Raw genomic sequence first — 21280 nt, forward strand, 5'->3', positions numbered from 1 at the left:
GGCCGCATGCACGACGAAGACGATGACGAGTTCCTGCTCGAACTCGAAGCGGAGTACAAGGCGCAGAGCACCTGGGGCGGGTTCGAGCCGCCGCCGCACGGCGGCCCTCCTTTCCGCTCGCGACACTGAATGACCGGGCATATTCGGAACGTATTCATCTGACTGGGGAACTGGGGCGCAAGTCATTCGATGCTGGTAAGGGTTTCCTCTTGCGGAACGCTCTACTGGTCCGATGGTGACGTGATCTGGGACGATCACCTCGGGCATCGCCAGCTCAAACTCGCCGACGGAACCGAACGCGTCCTGCGCTGGTTCAGTTCTTGGCGAGAACCGGAATCGATACGTGAAGCGGACGAGAATCCCGAGACAGGGGAAAGGCTCCTCCGTATCGCGCGAGCGATGATCCGGTACGACGTGCTGGTGGTCAAAGGTTCTTCCCGCCAGCGGAGGGAAGAGGAAATCCTTCGGGATTGGGGCCCTTGGGGAACGTCCGCGCGGGCGTTCCACTTCGGCACCCGATCCTTGCGTGAGACCGAGTTCACGGCCAGCGAAACAACCGCGAGAACCTTGCTGGAGAAGGCGAAGGCCAGCCCTCCGCCTTCTCCGGTGAGGCCGTCGGGCGAGTACGACGCGATACCGCTGCCCGAACCGTCACCCGAACCGCTGAACGCGATCGGCCTCGGCGAGGCGCTCGACAAGCGCAGAAGTACACGCGAGTTCGGCGAAGAACCCGTACGGCTGCGCGATTTGAGCGCACTTCTCACCGCGGCCCGGCCGACCAGGCCGGAGACGCATCTCGACATCCCCGCCACCGGCAATGTCTTCAAGACGAGCCCTTCGGGCGGGGCGAGGCACCCGACCGAGGTGTACGTCTACGCGAGGAACGTCGAGGGCCTGGATCGCGGCATCTACCACTACGACGGCTTCCGGCACGGGCTCACACCGCTGGACGGCAAGATCGACGACGACGAACTGGTCGCCCTCGCCGGCGATCAGCAGTGGACCCGAAACGCCGGCGTACTGCTGATCTACACCAGCGTCATCGAGCGGAACCAGTGGAAGTACCCGGTGAGCCGGACGTACCGAGTCCTGATGATGGACGTCGGTCATCTCAGCCAGACCGTCTACCTGCTGGCGACGGCGCTCGGACTGAACATCACCTTCACCGCGGCGCTTCGCGACGAACTGGTCGAAGAACTGCTCGGCTGCGACCCGGCGAACGAACTGGTGCTCGGCATGTCCGTGCTTGGTACCCCCATTTGAGGGCCGGTTGGTTTGGTTTGCTTCGTGCGGCGGGCGGGCGGGTTCGTTCTTGGGCAGCTCGGCCGCGTGGCCGTTTTCCGACGACGGAACCCGGAAGCAGAAGGCGGCGGTTCCTCGGCCGCGCGGGCCCATGCAACGACGGAGGCGAGCTGTCATGGCTCCGCCCCCGTCAGCGTGGTCACCGTCAACGTGCCATCCGAGGCAAGCCGGTAAGCCGAACCGGGTTCGTCTTTGCGCCAACAGTCTCGTCGTTACCGCAAAACGGTCACAGCGCAACGAGACCACGGCGCCTATACATTCGCCGGGCCGTTGCCGGTTTCCGGCGATAGCTCAGAACCAGCGGCAACGCACGTGACGGCGACGGCCCACCGTAGCCATGCCACAGCAAGGCATTGCCGTTTCCCGACGACGGAACCCACACTCAGAACCGCGGCGGTTCCCCGGCCGCGCGGGCCCATGCAACGACGGAGTTGCTCTGCTCCGTCGACGTGGTCACCCTGAAAGAACATTCAGGGGCAAGCCGATAAACCGAACCGAATTCGTCTTTGCGCTCACGGTCCCATCGTTACCGCAAAACGGTCACAGGACAACGGACCACAGCCCCTATACACTCGCCGAAGCACACGGCGAACCGTTGCCACTTTCCGGCGATGGCCCCGAAACCGCGGTCGTTGCTGAGATCGCGGAGGCGCTCGTAGCAATGCAGGCGACGGCCCACCGTAGCCATGCCGCAGCAGCCGTCGCCGTTTTCCGACAACGGAACCCACACTCAGAACGGCGGCGATTCCCCGGCCACGCGGGGCCCATGCAATGACGGAGGCGAGCTGTCGTAACTCCGCCCCGTCGGCGTGGTCACCGTGAGAGTGCCGTCCGAGGCAAGCCGGTAAACCCAGCCAGGTTCGTCTTTGAGTCGATGGTCGCGGCGGCAGAGGTCGCTCAACTCGTCGGCGTTGGTGTGGCCGCCGAACTGCCACGGCACCACATGGTCGAGATCGCAGGCCTGCGCGGGACGATGGCAGCCCGGTCTTCGGCACTCACGATCCCGCACCCGCACGAACTCCCCCACCCCCGCTGTGGGCCGATACCGGTCCCGCCCCAAGTCCAGCACCTGCCCCGAAAGCGGGTCTGTGATGAGCCGACGCAACACCGTATCCGGCCCACCAGCGATCTCGCGGGCCAGCGAAGCCGGGATATGCCCATGCCCGGCGAGCTCCGCCGGGTCCTCGTTCACCCCGAGATAGGTCGCCAGGTCCAGGTAGAGGAACACCTCTGCCCGCTCGCCCTTCCCGCCCTGACCACTCAGCAACAGGTCCAGGGCGACGTCGGCGCGGAGCTGGTCCAGGGTGCGGGGTTCGTCGCCGGTCTTGAGTGCCCGTGCCTCCCGATCGATCCGCGTGTAGGCGGCGTTCACCTTCTCCACAGGTCCGTCCTCGACCTCGATCGACGCCACCCCGGACTCGCCCTGACGCACCGTGAGGCGGCGGCCCGCCCGATAATGCTCAGACCGACGAGAAGCACCCTCACGGTCCACCGTCATGGCCGCATGATTCGCCGCCTTCCGGATCTGCTCCGAGTTCTTCCCCTCCAACCGCTCTTCCAACAGAGCGTCGACGGCCCGGGCGTCCTCATCCGAGAGCCACGACGTCGCCGCGGCGACCTTCATCGCCCTGAAGCCATCCACCACCCCACGGTCCATCAACCCGAGCGTGCGGGGCAGCCGGGTGGTCAACGCCTCCGCCGCGGCGACCAGTGAACCCGCATGTCTGTCCACAACGGACAAAGCGAACGCCACCTCCTGCACCACACTCGACACGCCATCACGATGCCGAGCCAACTGCGCGATAGCGCGGAACCGAACCGCCTCCAACCGTGCGATCCCCTCCGACGCCGCCACAGCTACCTCCACGGCATCTTTGTCCCCCAACACATTCAGCGAATCATTGATCTCCCCCAGCACATCCGATTCGGTAATTTCCTTCAATAGCGCCAAAGTGGCGTTCGACGTATCCACACACAGAACGTACAACCGACCACCGACAGTTTCGAAAGCCCGCAACCGAGTAAGCGTGAGCACGACGACCTCACTCAGTGCGCGCATTTCCGGGAGGCGGTGACGCGGGCCGGCTGACCCGCGCCACCGCCCCGACTCAGCCGAGCAGCGCCCGCATCTCGGTGATCTCGGCCTGTTGACCGTCGATCACCTTCTGCGCCAAAGCCTTGACCTCGGCATTACTTCCCTGCCGCAGCACGGTCTTCGCCATCTCAAGCGCACCTTCGTGATGTTCGACCATCATCTCCAGCCACTGCCGGTCGAAGGCGGCGTCCTTGGCCTGACGGAGTTTCGCCAGCTCCTCTTCGGTCATCATGCCGGACATCGAGCCGTGCGCGGAGTGCTCACCCGACGGCGCCGCTCCCCAATCCTTGAGCAATCCGGTCAGCTGCTGGATCTCCGGATCTTGCGCCTTCTGGATCCGCGCGGCGAGGTCGATGACCTTCGCGTTGCGAGTGTGGCCGTCGACGAGCCCGGCCATCGCGATCGCCTGTTCGTGGTGCGGGATCATCCCTTGCGCGAAGGTGACGTCGGCCTGGTTGTGCCCGGCCTGGCGCGGGGCGGGAGCGCTCATCGTGGACGTCGCGTGCCCGCTGTGAGCGGTGTCGGAACTGGCGCATCCGGTGAGCACGGCGAAGAAGGCCAGGGTGGCGAGCGCCGCCCCGACCAGTTTCCTGCTGGTCATGGTTCTTTCCTCAATTCGGTTTCGGGCAGGGCGGGGCGAACCCGCCTGTCACACCCGCAACACGCAAAGGAAGGACAATCTCTCGGGCACCGGTCTCCAGCGTGGCGGGTCCCGCCCCGAGGCCGAACCCCCCGCCGCTCGCGCTCGCCACGTCGCCCCGGTCCGTCCGCTTCGGACGAGAAGCCAGGAGATGATCAGGAGCACGGCCGCGGCGAGTACCGCGAGACACAGGTGCAGTCCACTGTGGCCACCATCGTCGCCGTCGCCGTGCGAGGGAGCCTCCGGGCAACACGGGTCCGCCATGGCGACGGCGGAGGTCTCATGTCCCGCGCCGTGGCCGGATTCGGCGATGACGTGATGCATGCCGACCAGGCCCAGTGCCACCACGCACAACAACAGCCACCGCAGGGCGGCCGGGTACGCGGACTGGGTCACTCCTCCACCGTAACCGGATTCAGCGGGCCGCCGGCCGGTGGGGTTTCACGGTCGAGTGCACGACGGGGATGTCGCGATCGATGTGGTCGGCGTGGAACAACGCCTGCGAGAGCAGCCCGCGGACATGGTCGTTGGCCGCCGAGTAGTAGACGAATGTCCCTTCACGACGGCCCTTGACCAGTCCGGCGAGCCGCAGTTTCGCCAGATGCTGGCTGACCGCCGTCGGCGCCGCGCCCGCCAGGTCCGCGAGACAGGCGACCGAGGACTCGCCCTGCAGCAACGCCCAGAGGACCTTGACCCGCGTCGGATCGGCGAGCAGCCGGAAGGTCTCCGCGGCCAGGTGGACCTGTTCCTCGGTGGGCATCTCGAAATCCGGAACCGACTCGTGCATGCCCGGAGGGTACCCGTTACCCTTCTGTCTGCGTACCTGCATGACTACGCAGGTAGCATGACAGTGAGGGGTGAGATGACCGGACACGGGCATGGTCACGGGCACGGCCACAGTCACGGCCACCAGCCGGGGAAGAAGAGCCGCCTCCGCCATTTGCTGACCCCGCACAGCCACGACAGCGCCGACCGCGTCGACACCGCGCTCGAGACGAGCAAACGCGGCGTCCGCACGCTGATCTGGTCGTTCGCCGCGCTGTTCGTCACCGCCGTCGCCCAGCTCGCGCTCGTCCTGGTCACCGGTTCGGTGGCGCTGCTCGGCGACACGATCCACAACTTCGCCGACGCGCTGACCGCGGTCCCGCTCGGCATCGCCTTCCTGCTCGGCCGCCGCGCCGCCACCCGCCGTTACACCTACGGGCTCGGGCGCGCCGAGGACCTCGCCGGGGTGCTCGTCGTCCTGCTCATCGCCACCTCGGCCTTCCTCGCCGGATACGAATCGGTCCTGCGGCTGCTCGATCCGCGTCCGGTCCAGCATCTGTGGGTGGTCGCGGCGGCGGGGGTCATCGGCTTCGCGGGCAACGAACTCGTGGCCAGGTACCGGATCATCGTCGGCCGCGAGATCGGGTCCGCCGCGCTGGTCGCCGACGGGCTGCACGCGAGGACGGACGGTTTCACCTCGCTCGCGGTCGTGCTCGGCGCGGCAGGGGTCGCGTTCGGTTTCCCGCTGGCCGACCCGCTCGTCGGCCTCGCCATCACGGTCGCGATCCTGTTCGTCCTGCGTGATGCCGCCAAGGAGGTCTTCCGCCGTCTGATGGACGCCGTGGACCCGGCCGACGTCGATCGCGCCGAACGCGCGGCCGCCGAAGTCCCCGGCGTACTCGGCACGCGGGATCTGCGGATGCGCTGGATCGGGCACAGCCTGCGCGCGGAACTGGCGGTGTCGGTCGAAGCCGGGCTGACCGTCACAGAAGCGCACCACCTGGCCCACCGCGTCGAACAGCGGCTGCGCGAGGTCCTGCCGCGGCTCGCGGAGGCGGTCGTGCACACGGAACCGGCGAACGCCCATGAGATCGTCAACGGGTGACGCTGTCCGACGACGACATCCGCGCGGTCCGCGCCCGCGCGCAACTGCTCAGCGCCCCCGCCGCGGACGTATTCGCCGTGACCGGGGCGGTCGCCGCGATCCAGGCGCAGTCGAGTCCTGCGGCCAGGCTCGCGGTCCGGGCCCGCAGCCGGGGCCTGACCGCCTCGGACGTCGACACGTCTCGTGAGGTGACCCGCACCTGGCTGATGCGCAAGACGCTCCACCTGGTCCCGACAGCGGATCTCCGCTGGCTGAACCGGCTGTTCGGCCCACGCAACGCCCAGGCAGGCCATGGACGGCGCAAGCAGCTGGATCTCACCGACGAACTCTGCGAACGCGCACTGAAGTATCTCCAGGACCTCTTGGCCGGTAAGGCACTTACCCGGCAAGAGATCGTGGAGGGCTTGGCCGCCAACGGGATCGTGCTCGACACGACGTCACAGGCGCCGCCCCACCTGCTGGCTTACGCGGCCAATCGGGGCTTGCTCTGCCGAGGCCCGGACAGCGGAGCGGAGCCGACGTACGTTCTCCTCGACGAGTGGACCAGCGAGGACAACGAGCCGTCCGACCCGCACGCGGAACTCGCCCACCGCTATCTGACCGCGTACGGCATCGCGACGGTCGAGGACTTCAGCACTTGGTCCGGCCTCCCGCTCGGTCTCTGCCGCGAGGCTTTCGACGCACTGGACGTCGTGACCACCAGTGGCGGCTTCGCCCTCCGGGAGACCGATCTCTCCGCTCCCTCTTGTCCCCCGCGCCTGCTCGGTGCCTTCGACACCTGTCTGCTGGGCTACCGGGACCGCGCTCTGCTCCTCGACCCGGCACACACGAAACGCGTCAACTCCGGCGGCGGGATGATCGCGCCCACCGTACTGGTGGACGGCAGGATCGCCGGGACCTGGAGCGTCAAGCGAACCGCGAAGCGGACGAAGGTCGTCGTCGAACCCTTCGCCGCGCTTTCGCGGTCCGCCATCACCGGACTCGAGTCCGAAGTGGACGATTACGGCCGCTTCCTCGGGGAAACGGCCGTCCTCGTCATTTGAGAGACCGGAAGAATGCCCGCACGTCCCCGATCAGGATCTCGGGCTCCTCCAAGGCGGCGAAGTGCCCACCGCGGTCGACATCGGTCCAGCGCACGATCGTGTGCGCGTCCTCCGAGTAGCGCCGGATCCCGACGTCGTGCGCGAAGATCAGCGCCGCTGTCGGTACGCCTGAGTTCTTCTCGACGGCTCCCCAGGTTTCCGTCTGCGCGTAGCCGACGTATGCGGACGAGCCCGCCGTGCCGGTGAGCCAGGTGAACATGACGTTGGTCAGCAACCGGTCGCGGTCGATGATCTCTTCCGGCAGCGTCGGGCGCGGATGCGTCCACTCGCGGAACTTGTCCATGATCCAGGCCAGCTGCGCGACCGGGGAGTCCACGAGCCCGTAGCCGAGAGTCTGCGGACGCGTCGACTGGATCGCGATGTAGCCGAACTCCTCCTGCATGAAGGCCTCGATCCGCTTGAGACGGTCGCGTTCGAGGTCGGTCAGCGACGCGCGTTCCTCCTCCGACATCGACATCGGGGGCATCGGCGACAGGCCGCCGTTGACGTGCACACCGATCACCTTGTCCGGCGCCGCCCTGGCCACCTCCGGCGACACGGAAGCGCCGAGGTCGCCGCCCTGCACGCCATAGCGTTCGTAGCCGAGCCGTCGCATCAGCTCCACCCAGGCACGGCCGATCCTCGGCATGGTCCAGCCGGAATCCGAGACGGGGCCCGAGAAACCGAATCCGGGCAGCGAAGGGATGACGAGATGGAACGCTTCCGCCGAGTCGTCACCATGCGCTTTCGGGTCGGTGAGCGGTCCGATGACGTCCAGGAACTCCACCACCGAACCAGGCCAGCCGTGCGTGAGGATCAGCGGCGTCGCGTCGGCCTCGGGCGAACGGACGTGCAGGAAATGAATCCGCTGCCCATCGATTTCCGTGGTGAACTGGGGGAACCGGTTGATCTCGCGCTCGGCGGCGCGCCAGTCGTAGCCGTCCCGCCAGTACCCGGCGAGACCGCGCAGCCACGCTACCGGCACCCCGGTGTCCCAACTGTCGCCAGGGAGCGGAGCCGGCCAGCGCGCGCTGTCGAGTTTCGCGTGCAGTTCGTCCAGCTGCTCCTGAGGGAGGTCGAGGCGGAAGGGGCGGATCTCCGTGTTTTCCATGAGCCTCACGCTACGAGTAATCGCGGACAGGTTCGGTCCTCAATCGAAAAGTCCTTAGGATGCGCTGGTGACGGACAAGTACTTGGCCTACGGCAGGCTCAGCCGCGGCGGAAAGATCCTGTTCGTCCGGCGGCGGCCGGGTTCCTTTCTCGGTGGCCACTGGGAATTGCCGGGCGGCACCGTCGAGCCGGGCGAGCCGCCGTCGGACACCGCGGTCCGCGAGTTCGCCGAGGAGACCGGATTGACCGTGCGGATCACCGGTGAACGCGGTGCCCACAGCTGGGACGACGTCGAAGGCAGGCCGATGCGGATCCACGCCACGGTGTACGCGCTCGCCGAAGACGAGCCGGGCGAGGTCGTGCTCAATCCCGACGAGCACGACGCCTTCGCCTGGTACACCCCGGAAGAGGCCTCGGGACTCGATCTCGCCGCGCATTTCCGGCGGTCACTCGAAGACTGAGTGCTCAAACCCCGGCGAGCACCGGAGCGGCAGTGGCGCTCCTGGTCCGCTCGGCCCAGCGGACCACGGGCCCGATGAGCGCGCCCGCCAGCAGGAACAGCCCGCCCAGCACGACCCACCCCGCCGCGCCGCCCACCAGGATGAGGCCGGTCAGCAGTACCGGGCCGAGCATGCGAGCGATGGCCGTTCCGGCACCGAAGAGCCCTTGGTACTGGCCCTGCTTGCCGTCGGGCGCGAGACCGAAGCCGATCTCCCACGAGCCCGCCGCCTGGGCCATCTCCCCTACCACCTGCAAGGCGGCACCCGCGAGCAGGACCAGCGCCGCCGTCCATGCCGAACCGCTCATGGCCGAGACCGAAAAGATCAAGCACGAGACGAAGAGCAGCGCCCCCGCATACCGGGCGTAGCGAGAGGCGCTGCGCAATCCGGTCACACCACGCGCCACCCGCACCTGGAAGACCACGACACTGGCGGTGTTGAGCACCAGCATCGCCGAAACCAGCCAGCCGGGGGCCGCGGTTCGCGTCGAGATCCACAGCGGCAGGACCAGGCTGAACAGCGGCATGTAGAGCAACATGATCATGTTGAGCAACGCCAGCAGCGCGTACGGGCGGTCGCGGAGAACGGCCACGGACGGTTCGCCGGCCCGCACGGGCACCGGAGCGACCGAAGGCACCTTTCGGAGGACCAGAGCCGCCGCGAAGAAGCTGAGCGCGTCGATGACGAAGACGGTCAGGAAGGCCTCTCGCGTACCGATGGCGAGTGCGATCCCGCCGAGGGCCGCGCCGGTCGCGATCCCGGCGTTGGACATCGCCTGCAACCGGGCGCGGAACGTGGTGCGCTCGGCCGGGTCGACCAGGCCGGCGAGCAATGCCTGCCGTGCCGCGCCGAGGCCGCATTGGAAGCAGGCGTAAACGCAGGCCGCGATCACGAAGGCCACGACCGAACCAACGAAGAGGAACGCGGTGACGGAGGCCGCCGTCCCCAGCCCCAGGAACACGGCCGTCCCCTTCGGCCCGCGCCGGTCGGCCAGTTGTCCCAGCGCGATCCCGGCGACCGAGCCGACCGCCCAGCCCACGGTGAGGCCGAGGCCGACCTGTGCGGGCGAGAGCCCGACGATCAACGTGAAGTACAGGGCCGAACTGACGTAGTAGGCGCCGTCGCCGACGGAGCTGATCAGCTGGGCCAAGGCCAGTCGTTTCGTGGACTCCATGCAGTCAAGTTAACGGCCGCATTGGCCACATCCCAGTTCCAATTTCGCTCCGTTTGATTGGGCCAATGTAGGCTCGACGGGTGCCGTTCCACATCAGCCTCGACGGCCACACCGACCTGGCCGCGCGGATCTACCGTCAGCTCCGCGACGGCATCCTCGACGGACGCCTGCCGCCCGGGGAACGTCTGCCGCCGACCAGGGAACTGGCCCGCGAACTCGACGTCTCCCGCAACACCGTCGCGGTCGCCTACGAACGGCTCACCGCGGAAGGCTTCCTCAGCGGGCAGGTCGGGCGCGGGACGTTCGTCACCGCGGATCCCGTGGCGCGGGCGGATCGCACCGCCCCGGCGGGCGCGGGAGTGCGGCCCTCCGCCCGCTGGCGTTCACTCCCGTCCCCGCTCGGCGCCGACCGGTCCGTGGCCGACTTCGATTTCCGTGTCGGCGCCCCGGACCCGGCCCTGTTCCCGCTGCGGATCTGGCGGCGGCTGGTCGGTCAGGCATTGCGGCCCTCGTTGCTCCCGCGTTCGGGATACGCCGATCCGGCCGGGCTCGAAGCACTGCGGGTCGCGATCGCCCGGCATATCGGCGCCGCCCGGTCGGTGCGGGCGAGCGGCGAGGACGTTCTCATCACCCAAGGGGCGCAACAGGCTCTCGACCTGATCGGACGGGTCCTGATCGAACCCGGCACGCGCGTCGCCGTCGAAGACCCTGGTTATCCGCCGGCCGAGCGGCTTTTCACCGCCCTCGGCGCCCGGGTCGCGAAGGTGCCCGTGGACGCCGAAGGCCTCGACGTCACGGCACTCGCCCGAGGCACCCGTTTGATCTATACGACGCCCTCCCACCAGTTCCCGCTCGGCACGCCGATGTCACTCGCCAGGAGGACGGCGTTGCTGGCGTGGGCGGAGCGGAACGACGCGGTGATCGTCGAGGACGACTACGACAGCGAGTACCGGTTCTCCGACAGGCCGCTCGAACCGCTCCAAAGCCTGGACCACCATGGCCGCGTCCTCTATGTCGGATCGTTCTCGAAGACGCTGCTTCCCTTGCTGCGACTCGGTTTCCTGGTCGCGCCCGCTTCGCTGCGCCCGGCCTTGCGGCAGGCGAAGCAACTGACGGACTGGCACGGCGACCTCGTCACCCAATCCGCCATGGCGAGTTTCATCGACGAGGGACTGCTCGCCCGGCATGTCCGCAAGGCCACTCGGGAGTATTCAGCGCGACGCGACCGGATTCTGGCCTTCGTGCGCGAAGAGCTGCGGGACGTGCTGGAGATCGTGCCTTCGAGCGCCGGGCTTCATTTGTGCGCGCCGGTCGCTCCACCCGCGACGGTCATTGTGGACGATGTCATCACGGCGTCGGCCCGCGCCGGGGTGGCCGTCGAAACCCTGTCCAGGTACGGGGGAACGCGTGGTGGGCTGGTGATCGGTTACGGGCTGATCGGTTCCGAGCGGATCGACGAAGGGCTTTCCCGGCTCGTGGCGTGTGTCTCGGCCGCGCGTATGTCATGAGAGAGAATTCCAGGACACTTTTCTGCTTGAAAGACCCTTTCATGACATCCCGGCATCCCATGCCGTGGAGAAACTGTCGTACCCCGGTGGTCTCCTCTTCCCAGGCGACAGCGGGCCCCGGTCGGGGCCCGCGCGCGGAAACGAGGAGGAAGTCCCATGGCCGGCGAAACGGTGCTCACGGTGATCGGCAATCTGACGACCGACCCGGAACTGAGGTTCACCCCGTCGGGTGCGGCGGTCGCGAACTTCACGGTCGCGTCGACCCCGCGCGTGCTGGACCGCGAGAGCGGGGAATGGCGCGACGGCGATCCGCTGTTCCTGCGCTGCTCACTCTGGAAACAGGCCGCGGAGAACCTGACCGAATCACTCACCCGAGGGACCAGGGTGATCGTGCAGGGGAGGTTGAAACAACGATCGTTCGAAACGAAGGAGGGGGAGAAACGGACGGTGGTGGAACTCGACGTCGACGAGATCGGCCCGTCACTGCGTTATGCCACGGCGAAGGTGAACAAGGCGGGCCGCAGTTCGGCCGGCACCCCGTCGGACGGCGCTTGGGAGCGAACGCCGGTGACCGCCGGGAGCCCGGAGCCGCCCTTCTGAACCGTGCCGTGTCGTGAGTGATCCGGGTCGTTCCGACGGCCCGACCCACTCGCGACCTTCACGCTCGCCCACCGGCCTCGGCCGGGGTTAGGGTGGCGGCATGAGCGACGACGCCCTGGAAAACGTCGAAGGCCGCGACATCGGCTCCGGGATCTCGATCATCCGCGAGCGGTCCGACGTCGACGGATCCGGGCCGAGACTGCACCGGCATCCGTACGGCGAAACGTTCGTCATCCTCCGTGGCCGGGCGAGGTTCACCATCGGGGCCGCCGAACGCGAGGGTGGCGCGGGCGAGGTCCTCGTGGTACCCGCGGACATTCCGCACAAGTTCGCCGTGATCGGACCGGAAGTTTACGAAGCCGTACACATCCACGAAAGCGACCATTTCATCACCGAGTGGCTCGAATAAATTCTGTCGCGCACAAGAAAACCCTTCCGGCGCTAGACTCCGACGACGTGCTCGTGGCCGGCGGGCACCCGAGGCGACGGGAACCGGGGACTGTGACCGACGTGGCGGACCGTAGCGGTGACGAAACCCGTCAGGTGGACAGGTTCGACCAACGACGTGCGCAGCTGGCGATGTCGGCACTGGTCACGTTGTCCGAACTCGGCTATGCCCGGACGAGCCTGCGGGAGATCGCGCAGAACTCCGAGTTCTCCCACGGTGTGCTGCACTATTACTTCCGGAACAAGGTCGAGCTGATCACCTACTGCGTCAAGCAGTACAAGGCCGAATGCGTCACCCGGTACGACCGGATAGTCGAGACCGCACGAACGGCCGAAGAACTGAAGCTGGCCTTCAGCAGCGCGATGGTGGCCACGCTGCGCGAAGACGCCCGGTTGCACCGGCTCTGGTACGACCTGCGCAACCAGAGCCTGTTCGAAAAGGTGTTCCGGGCCGACGTCCTTGCCATCGACGAGACACTCGAAGGGATGATCTGGCGAATCGTCGCCCGGTACGCGGAGCTGCTCGGCAAACCGCTGGAGCTGACTCCGTCCACGACGTACGCGCTCTTCGACGGCCTGTTCCAGCAAGGCCTGCTGAAGCACCTCGCCGGGCGGGAAGACGCGGCGAAGTGCCTTCAGGATTCGGTCGAGCAGGTCCTGGCGCGGATTTTCACCACTTGATGGTCGGGTACCAGATGACCCCGGTCCGGCCCAGCACCCGCAGATCCCAGTACAGCAGGGTGAACGTGCCGGCGACCAGCAGCGCGGCGCCGGTCACCACGGCGATCCTGGTGGGCTTCGCGAGCATCCACCGCTGCAACCGTCCACCCGTGCCGTGGGTGAGCACGAGGAACAGCAGTGCCATCACCAGGATGTTGCCGACCGACTGCAGCGCGAACGCGGCGGCTCCGTAGAGAACGTTGTGGCTTTCGGCCGCGCTGCGGAACATGATCCGGAACAACGGGAACGGACGGCCGATCAGGAACCCGCCGATGAGCGCTCCCATCAGGACCAGCGGCGCGGGCGGGAAGCGGCGCGTGAGACCGGCGATCGGGTTGCGGATGATGCCGACGGAAGCGAGGCCCAGCACGATGAACACGATCCCGATCACGCCGTAGACGATCATCGACTGGATGTTGCGCGGCGTGAGCCCACCGGGCGAGGACGCGGTCGAGAACTGCGGCATCCGGGTGCCGACGAGCGCGACGATGACGCCGTACACCACGGAAACGGTCAGCATGCCCGCCGCGATCCAGCCCAGCGGCTTCAAGGTGTTGACGAACTTCGGCCGCCCGGCGGTCTCTCCCCCGACGAGCGGGGCGACGGCGCCGAAGGCGGCGATGTTGCAGGCGGTGAACGTTCCGGCGAGTCCAGAGACAAACGCGAAGAACGTCCCGGCCAGCACTCCGCCGATCGGGGTCTCCTTGGCGTTGTGCCCCAGGAGGGTGTTGGCCACGCTGTCACCGATCACACTGTCCACAAAGGGCGCGGACCAGAGCACCGTCAGCAGGAATCCGGCGAGGACGGACCAGCACACCACTCGCCACCGATGTTCCGGATATGGTCCGGAACCGAGGAAATTCGCTTGCGGGGCAACGGGAACGCGTTCGGTGACGGACACTCGGACCTCCAGTGGCGGATGGCTTCCCTGGGATCCGGGATCCCCGGTACTCATCGTTGTTCCACCGACGGAGGCGCGCCACCTCCAAAGTGCCCATCCATGGTTGGTCCGATCGCCTGGCGGGTAATCCGGATTCACCGCCTCCGGCGGGTGCCACCGAGCGGGCCGATCCGCTACGGTGGCCCCCCTCCAGACTAGGTGTCCACCTTGGCTCGGAAGGGATACTCGCCTTCGAGCCGCCGCAGTTGCGCCGCCAGCTCGCCGATGCGGACCTCGTACTCGCGGCGCAGCGATTCGCAGCGCATGATCATCGAGCTGTAGCACCGCAGATCGTCCTGTTCCAGCGAACCGTCGCGGAACGCCGTCCAGAACACCAGCGCGGCCGAAATGAGCATCACGAAAGCGACCAAGACCGCCAGCAGAAAGGCGAGACTGTCGAGCCCGCTCAGCTCGCCTTCGGTGTAGACGCGGACGAACATCACCGCCGCGATCAGCGCCACCAGGACCACCGCGGCCAGCATGCTGAGCTTCGACCCGCGGGACAGCGTGCGCCAGGTGAGCCGTCGCCGGTCGTCCTTGTTCTCGCGCTGGTTGTGCCCGAGGTGGTACAGCGCGGTCGCGGCGCCCCCGGTGGCCAGCACCGAGATCACGAAGCTGATCACCAGTTGCAGGCCGAGCGGGTTCGTCCAGTCGACGTTGAACACCGAACTCGCCAGCCAGAGCATCACCGGGAAGTCGACCACCACCAGCCCGAAGAGGGTGAGCGCCTTCGCCGACCGCGACACCCGGTAGTGCCGCAGACTGCCGCGCAGTTCGTCGGTGTCGATCTGCTCGGTCAGCATCTCCGCGCGGTGTTTGGCCTCGTGCACGGTCATGAACTGTCCTCGTGGCCCGATCACCGGGGTGCGCAGGACGCGGTCGTCGGCGAGCTTCAGTTCCGTGATCCGCGCGCTCAGCCTCCCGCGCGTCCCGGCGGCCGCCCGCTGGTAGTCGTCGTGATGTTCCTCCACCGACACCCGGGGTTGGGGCAGATGGGGCGTAATCCGGTCCAAGCCGTCCATGACTGTTTCCTCCCTCTTTTTCAGTACGTGATGTCGACCCGGCGCATCTTCACGGCGACGCCTTCGTCGAAGGCGCCGCCGGACATCGCCGTCATCCCTGGCGCGGTCCCCCCTCCACTCGAATCGATCGGACCTTCCACTCCGGCCGCCCGCAGCGCGTCCGCCACCGCGTTCGCCCGCGCGGCCGACAGTTCGGCCCTGCCCTGTTCGGTCGATCCCGGCGGATCCGCCGTGAACCCGCGGACGACCACCTTCGCCGTCGGCCGCCCGTTCCGCTTCACGACGATCCTCGACGCCAGTTCCGCCAGGACCCCTCGTGCCGCGGGAGAAAGCGCGGCCGAGTCCCCGGCGAAACCGAGGACGTCGTTGGACAACGTCGTCTTGGTCGTCCCGTCCGGCCCGCTGACCGAGACGATTCCCGGCACCGGGACCTCCGGCGTGGGGACGCTCCCGTTCGGCGGCCCCTCCTCGGGCCTTGTCTCGTCGATGACACATTCGGCGGCGCCCGCCGCTCGGCAGATCTCCCGCCAGTACGCGGCGAGCCGTTCCCTGGTCGGCAGGGGAAGCGGCGCCTGACGGCCCGAGGTGGCGCCGAGCCCGGTCATCACGAACCGATGGCCGTGGAGCCGCGGCAGGAGACCGCGTGTCTTCAGTTCCGCCGCCAGCGCGGCCGGTTCGAGCTGCCACCCGCTGCGCCGCAGGTCGAATCCGCCCGCGGTCGACAGTCCGCTGCTGATCACGACGAGTGTCCCGGGCCCGGCGCCGCGGACGGCGTTGTCGATGCCCGACAGCAGGTCGACGCCGGAACGCGTGGCCGCAAGTCCGCCGACGGCCTCGGCGACCCGCCGGACGTTGTCCTCGATGAGGCTCTCCCGCTGCAGTCCGTGCTCGACGGCGCCGTTGGCCCGGCGCGGCGTCAGCGGCAAAGTCCGCGCGGTGTCACCGTCCGCTGTGGTCACGATGGCGACGCTGCCCTTGCCGTTCTTCCCGTCGGTGGTGTCCCGGCTGTGGGCGGCCTCCGCGAGCAGGCTTTCGATTCCCTGGGGCAGCGATGGGCGAGGTTCGTTCGAGCTGGCCGAGGCGAGGAGGACGACGCGGTCGCCATCGCCCCCGGCCGCTCCCGCCCGGCTTCCACAGGCGGTGACCAGCGACGTCACCAGCGCGGTGAGCAGTATGAAGATCGGTGGTGCGGCTTGCGAACGCTTCATGACGACCTCCCCGACTTTGAAGGCAAGCACAGTGTGGCAGTTGCCGGTAATAGGCGTCAATTGCCAATCAATATAGGCAGTTGACAGAGACGAACTTGAGAGATACCCATCCTCTCCCCGAGTCACACTGGTTCGAAGGAGTGAACACCCTGGAGGGAGTCGTGACCGACCCACCAGGGCTCGGCGGTATGCTCCGCCGAGAACTACCAGGAGTAATGTGCGGCAATAGCCACACAGCAGGCCCAGCGCGATGGCAACTGCCGATGCGAACGGAGTGATCTTTTCCGATGAGTGGTCCGGTGCCCGGCGTGGACGGTGTCCGCAGTGCCCTCGTGAGGCTGCGAACGCGGACCGGACTGAGCGCGGAAAGGTTGCGCTCCACCGAGGTCGGGGTCCGGCCGATCCTCGATCTCCCGGTGGTCCGGCAAATCGTGAACACCACGGACAAATCCGAACCCGAGGCCGCGCTGGAAGCGGTGCGGAGGATCGCCGGTCAGCTTCCCACCGAAGACCTCGTGATCGTCGACATGGCCCTCTCCCTCGGCCTGCTCGCGAAGCGGTTCCCCGACGAACCCGAGATCGAGACCCTGTACGCGGCCGACGTCGGTGAACGCCGCGAGCGTCTCGTGGAGCTGTGGGAGCCGATCCACCGGTTACTCGGCGTGAGTATCCCGGAGCGGCATCTGACCGTGCGCGCGCTCCGGTCCACCCTCGAAAGTGCCGCCCTCGCCAAGCTGGCCGAACTCTGTGTCAGCAGCTCCGTTCTCGACGTGGCCTTCCCCGAACCCGGCACCGCGAAGGACGCCACGACCCGCGCGGCGACCGTGAGCGTGATCGGCTCGGCCGTGGTCGACCACATCTACGTCGTGGACCACATCCCCTCCCCCGGGTCGTCGACCCCGCTGATCTCCTACGAGACCCACCCCGGCGGCAAAGGCCTCAACCACGCGGTCGCCAACGCCCGGCTGGGCATGGACGTGCACATGATCACCGCGGTGGGCGACGACGCGCCCGGCCAGATGCTGCTGGACTACATGACCACCGAAGGCATGCGGCTGAACCTGGTCAAGGTGGTGCCGAACGCCAAAACGCCGGTGGTCGGGGTGTTCATGACCCGCAACGGCGGCGCGGTCCTGCTGCCGTGGATGAACGAAGGCGAGATCCGGCTCGACCCGGCCGACTTCCACACCCACGCACTGCGCAACGTCCTCGAAGCGTCGGATGCCGTCGTCATCACCTTCGAACAGCCCATAGCGGCCACCCGCGAGGTGCTGCGAGTGGTCAGCAACCTCGAGAAAAAGCCCCTGATCGTGGTCCGGCCTTCACCGCCGATCGCCAGCCCCCAGTTCCTCTACGAACATTTCTCCGACATCGACTACCTGGTCGGCACCCAGTGGGAGCTGCGCGAGCTTCTTTCGGGAGCCAGCGACGAGATCACGACGGAGTCGCTGGCCGCGAGCCTGCTCATGCTCGGCGTGCACGGCGTCTGCATCACCGAAGAATTCGGCTGCATGGTGCGGTCGGAACATCTGCGGGCGGACATCGCCCGCTTCCCGACCGCCTTGCGGGACACCCCCGGAGCGCGAGAGGCCTTCAGCGCCGCGCTGATCCATCGCTTGCTGCTGAAGGATCGCAAGATCGACCAGTCCGATCTCGAATGGGCGACCGCGGCCATGACCGCGGCCCAGTCGTTCGGCGGGGTCGCGGATTCGATGCCGTTGGCGCAACAGGTCGACCGCGTCCTCCAGGTGAAGCCGGGCCACGAGACCGATGACTGAACAACTCTTCGTCGAGCATTCACTCAGCCGGACCGGTGGCACCGGCTTCCGGGTCCGGGTCCTCGACAAGGAACCGACCACGGACAATCCCCCGGTGGCCGCGATCTACGGCGAGCCGGCGGACGATTGCCTGGTCCGGATCCATTCGCGCTGCGTCTACTCCGAGATCCTCGGCTCGGTCGACTGCGACTGCCACGACCAGGTGCAACAGGCGAAGGAATTGATCACCGCCGCCGGTACCGGCGTGATCATCTACCTCGACCAGGAGGGGCGGGGAGCAGGCTTGCTCGCCAAGGCACGCGGGTACGTCTACAGCCAGCTGCACCAGGCCGACACCTTCACCAGCTACCGCGCGCTGCACCTTCCCGCCGACTCCCGCGACTACGCGGCCGCCGCCGATCTGCTGGAAAGCCTGGGCTTGACCCGGGTCACCCTGCTCACCAACAATCCCGAAAAGGTGAAGGCACTGGAGTCCCGTGGGATCATCGTCAAACGCGAGCCGTCGATCGTGCCGGTGAGTGACTCGGCTCGCGCGTACCTGGAGGCCAAGCGCGAGCAAGGCCACCTGTTCCCGAGCCTGACCGACAGCTGAGCCACCGGATCCGCGGAGGACGATGGACTTCGACGAGGTCGCGGACGAGCTCTACGCCGGCGATCCGGCCGAGTTCGTCAAAGTGCGCAACCAGCGGGCGAAAGAGGCCAAAGCGGCGGGCGAGGCCGCCTTGGCCGAACGTATCCGTGCGCTGCGGAAGCCCACGCTCGCGGCCACCATCCTCAACCGCCGGGCCGGTTCCCCCGAACTGAAGGAATTGGCACAGCTGGGCGAAGAGCTGCGGAAGGCGCATTCGGCGCTGGCCGGAGCGGAACTGCGCAAACTCACCCGGCGGCGTCAGGAACTGGTGAACCAGGTCCTGCACGACGAACGCTCGATGAGCGAGCCGGTCGCCCGCGAAGTCGAAGCGACCCTCGAGGCCGTCGTGGCCGACCCGGAAGTGGCGGCGCTCGCGCTGGCCGGACGTCTGAGCACCGGCGCGGACAGCGCGGGCGACCAGTGGCTGACGAGCGGCTTCACGCCGACGCCCAAGCGGGAACCCGCCCCGGAACGGGAAAAGCCCGCGACCGTGTCGCATTTGGACGATCGACGGAAGGCGAAGCAGAAGGCCGCCGCCGACGCCGCGTCGAAGGCCGAACAGGCGCGGACCGCGAAAGCCCGCGAAGAGGCCGAGCGGGAACAAAAGCGGGTCGCGGAGTTCAACCGGCTCCGGCGCGAGGCCGCCGATCTCGCGAAAGCCTGCAAACAAGCGGAAATCGACCTCGCTCGCGCCGAACGCCGCGCCGAGAAGAGCACGGAGAAGGCGAACGATCTCCGACGGCGGCTCGCCGACGCCGAACTCGAGGAAGAGGCGGCGAACGGTGAGACCACCGCCGCCCAGGCCACTTTGGACGATCTGCGCTCCGAAGCGAAGCGGATCGATGAGGCGCTCGCCCGGTTCTAGACTGCCATGCCGTGAAGGCCTCCTTCCCTACTCTCAAGGTAGGGAAGGAGGCCTTCACGGACTTTCTGGCGTCAGGCTGCCGGTGAGGGGCGGGCTGGGTTGGTCGTGAGTGGCGATTCGGGTTAGAACCCGAATCGCCACTCACGACACCGTGGACACCTGCTTGCGCACGCGCGTGGCGGTCACCCGCCGCCCGTACGGCGTCTTCCCGCCCGGCTTGTACACCGACAGCGCGGTCATGGTCAGGTACATCGCCGTGGACACGATGATCGGGTAGAACCCGTCCGGGCGCCGTCCCATCTCGACGAACACTCCGTCCACAGTGGACTCGGTGAGCGCGGCCAGTTCCCGCAGGCCCGGCAGCAGCGAGAACAGGGTCAGCCCCACCGCGACCAGGGTCAGCACCAGTTTGATCGCGACCCATTTGTACCGGATCAGCCCCCATTTCGTGCCGACGCTGAGCACGAGTCCACTGACCAGGGCGAGCAGGCTCGCCGGCAGCAGCAGATAGCCGCCGATCCGGTCCATCATGAGGATGGCCGCGTGCTGGAGGCGCGGATCGTCGGTGAACACGGAGATGAAGGTCAGTACCGCGTTCACCAGGGTGATCCCGAGCCATCCGACGGACGAGACGACATGGACGACGAGGACGAGTTTCCGCCACCGGGGCGTGAGCGTCATCGGCGGTCGCCGCACTGTGGAAGTACTCATGCGACCAGTGTTTCCGCGCGCGGAGCCCCCGTCGTCCGTCGTGGAGCGGCACCTGCCCTACGTATCGCGGAGTACGAGTCCCCGGACGTACGCGGCCTGCCCGGCGTGCTGGAGATCGTCGGAAAGGACGCTGACCAGGCGTACCCCGAGGGTGACGGGCGGATCCCACGCCTCGTCGACGATACGGTCGAGAGCGGCTTCGTCGAGGCCGGCCACCCAAGCCGTCGTCGCCTCGTGGACCTCGTCGTAGTACCCCGTCAGCAGCTCCACGGAGTCGACCCGGACCGCGTCGACGTCCTCGGGGCGATGTCCGTACCCGATGTCGGTCGCCGGGAACGGCAGCCCGAACCGGTCCAGCCAGCCCTCCGAGGTCCAGATCTGCTCGGTGCCCATGAGGTCGGCGATGTGATCGTCCTGCACCCGGGCGAGATGCCAGACCAGCCAGGCGATCGTGTTCGCCTCCGGAGCCGGGCGCGTGCTCAGCTGTTCGGCGCTCAGCCCCTCGACGGCCGCGTGCACGACCTCTTGGACGCGGCCGAACCCGTCGGCCATTACTTCGGCCAGTTTCATCGAATCCCCTTCCTGCGTCTCCCGCCCACGATGCCACCGCCAGGTGACCCCTGCCTTACAACCTTGACTTATATAAGTCCAGGCCGTGATAGTTGCCGGATGCACGCGTTCGACGTCCTCGGGGATCCGGTGCGCCGCCGGATCCTGGAACTGCTGGCGGGCGGGGAACAGAGTTCCGGCGACGTGACCACGGTGGTCCGCGCCGAGTTCGGGATCTCGCAGCCCGCGGTCTCCCAGCATCTGCGCGTCCTGCGCGAAAACGGTTTCACCACCGTCCGCGCCGAGGGCACGCGGCGGCTGTACTCGGTGGATCCGGGTCCGCTCAAGGAGATCGACGGCTGGCTGGAGCAGTACCGGCGATTCTGGACCGGGCCGCTCGACGCGCTCGCCACCGAGATCGCCCGCGGCCGCCGCGAACGCCGGAAGGCCGCCGAAGACGACGGCCAAGCCGGGTGACTACCGGCCGATCGTCACCGGAAACCGGGCGCTGGACTGGGATTTCCCGCG

General features: G+C 67.6%; 24 protein-coding genes. 13 read left to right on the forward strand and 11 right to left on the reverse strand.

Annotated elements, in window-relative coordinates; all coding sequences use genetic code 11:
* Positions 1-6: 6 nt before the first annotated feature.
* Both ACZ54P_RS18140 and ACZ54P_RS18145 read left to right on the forward strand, forming a co-directional pair.
* The gene (locus tag ACZ54P_RS18140; RefSeq protein ID WP_465462692.1) at positions 7-129 is read left to right on the forward strand and encodes a hypothetical protein; all 123 of its coding nucleotides are present in this window, start codon (positions 7-9) and stop codon (positions 127-129) included.
* Positions 130-240: 111 nt separating this feature from the next.
* Positions 241-1263 carry a SagB/ThcOx family dehydrogenase gene (locus tag ACZ54P_RS18145; RefSeq protein WP_465462693.1) on the forward strand — a complete coding sequence of 341 codons (1023 nt, stop codon included), beginning with the start codon at positions 241-243 and terminating at the stop codon, positions 1261-1263.
* Positions 1264-2032: 769 nt separating this feature from the next.
* Here the strand turns inward: ACZ54P_RS18145 and ACZ54P_RS18150 are convergent.
* The 4 genes from ACZ54P_RS18150 to ACZ54P_RS18165 all read right to left on the reverse strand — a co-directional run bounded on the left by ACZ54P_RS18150 (position 2033) and on the right by ACZ54P_RS18165 (position 4824).
* Entirely contained in the window at positions 2033-3274 is a 1242-nt protein-coding gene (locus ACZ54P_RS18150; RefSeq protein ID WP_465462694.1) for an HNH endonuclease signature motif containing protein, read from the reverse strand.
* Positions 3275-3410: 136 nt separating this feature from the next.
* Positions 3411-3998, reverse strand: coding sequence for a DUF305 domain-containing protein (locus ACZ54P_RS18155; protein ID WP_465462695.1), 588 nt, complete (start codon positions 3996-3998; stop codon positions 3411-3413).
* A 48-nt stretch (positions 3999-4046) separates the two neighbouring features.
* On the reverse strand, positions 4047-4433 hold the full coding sequence (locus tag ACZ54P_RS18160) for a DUF6153 family protein (protein WP_465462696.1): 387 nt from the start codon (positions 4431-4433) through the stop codon (positions 4047-4049).
* A gap of 19 nt (positions 4434-4452) precedes the next feature.
* Positions 4453-4824, reverse strand: coding sequence for an ArsR/SmtB family transcription factor (locus ACZ54P_RS18165; protein ID WP_465462697.1), 372 nt, complete (start codon positions 4822-4824; stop codon positions 4453-4455).
* A 57-nt stretch (positions 4825-4881) separates the two neighbouring features.
* Here ACZ54P_RS18165 and ACZ54P_RS18170 point away from each other — a divergent pair, with 57 nt between their 5' ends.
* Both ACZ54P_RS18170 and ACZ54P_RS18175 read left to right on the forward strand, forming a co-directional pair.
* Positions 4882-5907 carry a cation diffusion facilitator family transporter gene (locus ACZ54P_RS18170; RefSeq protein WP_465462698.1) on the forward strand — a complete coding sequence of 342 codons (1026 nt, stop codon included), beginning with the start codon at positions 4882-4884 and terminating at the stop codon, positions 5905-5907.
* On the forward strand, positions 5904-6950 hold the full coding sequence (locus ACZ54P_RS18175) for a winged helix DNA-binding domain-containing protein (RefSeq protein WP_465462699.1): 1047 nt from the start codon (positions 5904-5906) through the stop codon (positions 6948-6950). The genes ACZ54P_RS18170 and ACZ54P_RS18175 overlap by 4 nt, the downstream gene beginning before the upstream one ends.
* Here the strand turns inward: ACZ54P_RS18175 and ACZ54P_RS18180 are convergent.
* Positions 6943-8100, reverse strand: a complete 1158-nt coding sequence (locus ACZ54P_RS18180; RefSeq protein ID WP_465462700.1) for an epoxide hydrolase family protein — start codon at positions 8098-8100, stop codon at positions 6943-6945. The two genes, ACZ54P_RS18175 and ACZ54P_RS18180, sit on opposite strands and share 8 nt — an antisense overlap.
* Positions 8101-8167: 67 nt before the next feature.
* Between ACZ54P_RS18180 and ACZ54P_RS18185 the strand changes: the two genes are divergently transcribed.
* The gene (locus ACZ54P_RS18185; RefSeq protein WP_465462701.1) at positions 8168-8560 is read left to right on the forward strand and encodes an NUDIX hydrolase; all 393 of its coding nucleotides are present in this window, start codon (positions 8168-8170) and stop codon (positions 8558-8560) included.
* Between the two features lie 4 nt (positions 8561-8564).
* Here ACZ54P_RS18185 and ACZ54P_RS18190 read toward each other — a convergent pair whose 3' ends face one another.
* Entirely contained in the window at positions 8565-9773 is a 1209-nt protein-coding gene (locus tag ACZ54P_RS18190) for an MFS transporter (RefSeq protein ID WP_465462702.1), read from the reverse strand.
* Positions 9774-9853: 80 nt separating this feature from the next.
* Here ACZ54P_RS18190 and pdxR point away from each other — a divergent pair, with 80 nt between their 5' ends.
* From pdxR to ACZ54P_RS18210, 4 genes are all read left to right on the forward strand, one after another.
* Positions 9854-11281, forward strand: a complete 1428-nt coding sequence (gene pdxR, locus ACZ54P_RS18195) for a MocR-like pyridoxine biosynthesis transcription factor PdxR (protein ID WP_465462703.1) — start codon at positions 9854-9856, stop codon at positions 11279-11281.
* A 156-nt stretch (positions 11282-11437) separates the two neighbouring features.
* On the forward strand, positions 11438-11881 hold the full coding sequence (locus ACZ54P_RS18200; protein ID WP_465462704.1) for a single-stranded DNA-binding protein: 444 nt from the start codon (positions 11438-11440) through the stop codon (positions 11879-11881).
* A 100-nt stretch (positions 11882-11981) separates the two neighbouring features.
* Positions 11982-12290, forward strand: coding sequence for a cupin domain-containing protein (locus tag ACZ54P_RS18205; RefSeq protein ID WP_465462705.1), 309 nt, complete (start codon positions 11982-11984; stop codon positions 12288-12290).
* 92 nt (positions 12291-12382) lie between these two features.
* Positions 12383-13009, forward strand: a complete 627-nt coding sequence (locus ACZ54P_RS18210) for a TetR/AcrR family transcriptional regulator (RefSeq protein ID WP_465462706.1) — start codon at positions 12383-12385, stop codon at positions 13007-13009.
* On the opposite strand, the gene ACZ54P_RS18215 is transcribed toward ACZ54P_RS18210, so the two are convergent.
* The 3 genes from ACZ54P_RS18215 to ACZ54P_RS18225 all read right to left on the reverse strand — a co-directional run bounded on the left by ACZ54P_RS18215 (position 12999) and on the right by ACZ54P_RS18225 (position 16218).
* Positions 12999-13949, reverse strand: coding sequence for a hypothetical protein (locus ACZ54P_RS18215; RefSeq protein ID WP_465462707.1), 951 nt, complete (start codon positions 13947-13949; stop codon positions 12999-13001). The two genes, ACZ54P_RS18210 and ACZ54P_RS18215, sit on opposite strands and share 11 nt — an antisense overlap.
* A gap of 194 nt (positions 13950-14143) precedes the next feature.
* Complete coding sequence (locus ACZ54P_RS18220; protein ID WP_465462708.1) at positions 14144-15010, reverse strand: hypothetical protein; 867 nt, start codon at positions 15008-15010, stop codon at positions 14144-14146.
* A gap of 20 nt (positions 15011-15030) precedes the next feature.
* Positions 15031-16218 (reverse strand): OmpA family protein, encoded by a 1188-nt coding sequence (locus tag ACZ54P_RS18225; RefSeq protein WP_465462709.1) that lies wholly within the window; start codon positions 16216-16218, stop codon positions 15031-15033.
* 287 nt (positions 16219-16505) lie between these two features.
* Between ACZ54P_RS18225 and ACZ54P_RS18230 the strand changes: the two genes are divergently transcribed.
* The 3 genes from ACZ54P_RS18230 to ACZ54P_RS18240 are packed head-to-tail and all read left to right on the forward strand — an operon-like array spanning position 16506 to position 19492.
* The gene (locus ACZ54P_RS18230; RefSeq protein WP_465462710.1) at positions 16506-17996 is read left to right on the forward strand and encodes a PfkB family carbohydrate kinase; all 1491 of its coding nucleotides are present in this window, start codon (positions 16506-16508) and stop codon (positions 17994-17996) included.
* Positions 17989-18588, forward strand: coding sequence for a GTP cyclohydrolase II (locus ACZ54P_RS18235; RefSeq protein WP_465462711.1), 600 nt, complete (start codon positions 17989-17991; stop codon positions 18586-18588). The genes ACZ54P_RS18230 and ACZ54P_RS18235 overlap by 8 nt, the downstream gene beginning before the upstream one ends.
* Positions 18589-18610: 22 nt before the next feature.
* Positions 18611-19492, forward strand: a complete 882-nt coding sequence (locus tag ACZ54P_RS18240) for a hypothetical protein (protein WP_465462712.1) — start codon at positions 18611-18613, stop codon at positions 19490-19492.
* A 141-nt stretch (positions 19493-19633) separates the two neighbouring features.
* Here the strand turns inward: ACZ54P_RS18240 and ACZ54P_RS18245 are convergent, their stop codons facing one another.
* A complete protein-coding gene (locus tag ACZ54P_RS18245) occupies positions 19634-20203 on the reverse strand; it encodes a hypothetical protein (RefSeq protein WP_465462713.1) in 570 nt (189 codons plus the stop codon).
* A 57-nt stretch (positions 20204-20260) separates the two neighbouring features.
* Entirely contained in the window at positions 20261-20773 is a 513-nt protein-coding gene (locus ACZ54P_RS18250; protein ID WP_465462714.1) for a mycothiol transferase, read from the reverse strand.
* A gap of 99 nt (positions 20774-20872) precedes the next feature.
* Between ACZ54P_RS18250 and ACZ54P_RS18255 the strand changes: the two genes are divergently transcribed.
* On the forward strand, positions 20873-21229 hold the full coding sequence (locus tag ACZ54P_RS18255; RefSeq protein ID WP_465462715.1) for an ArsR/SmtB family transcription factor: 357 nt from the start codon (positions 20873-20875) through the stop codon (positions 21227-21229).
* Positions 21230-21280 lie beyond the last annotated feature (51 nt).

The sequence above is a fragment of the Amycolatopsis sp. NPDC034160 genome (assembly GCF_055575355.1).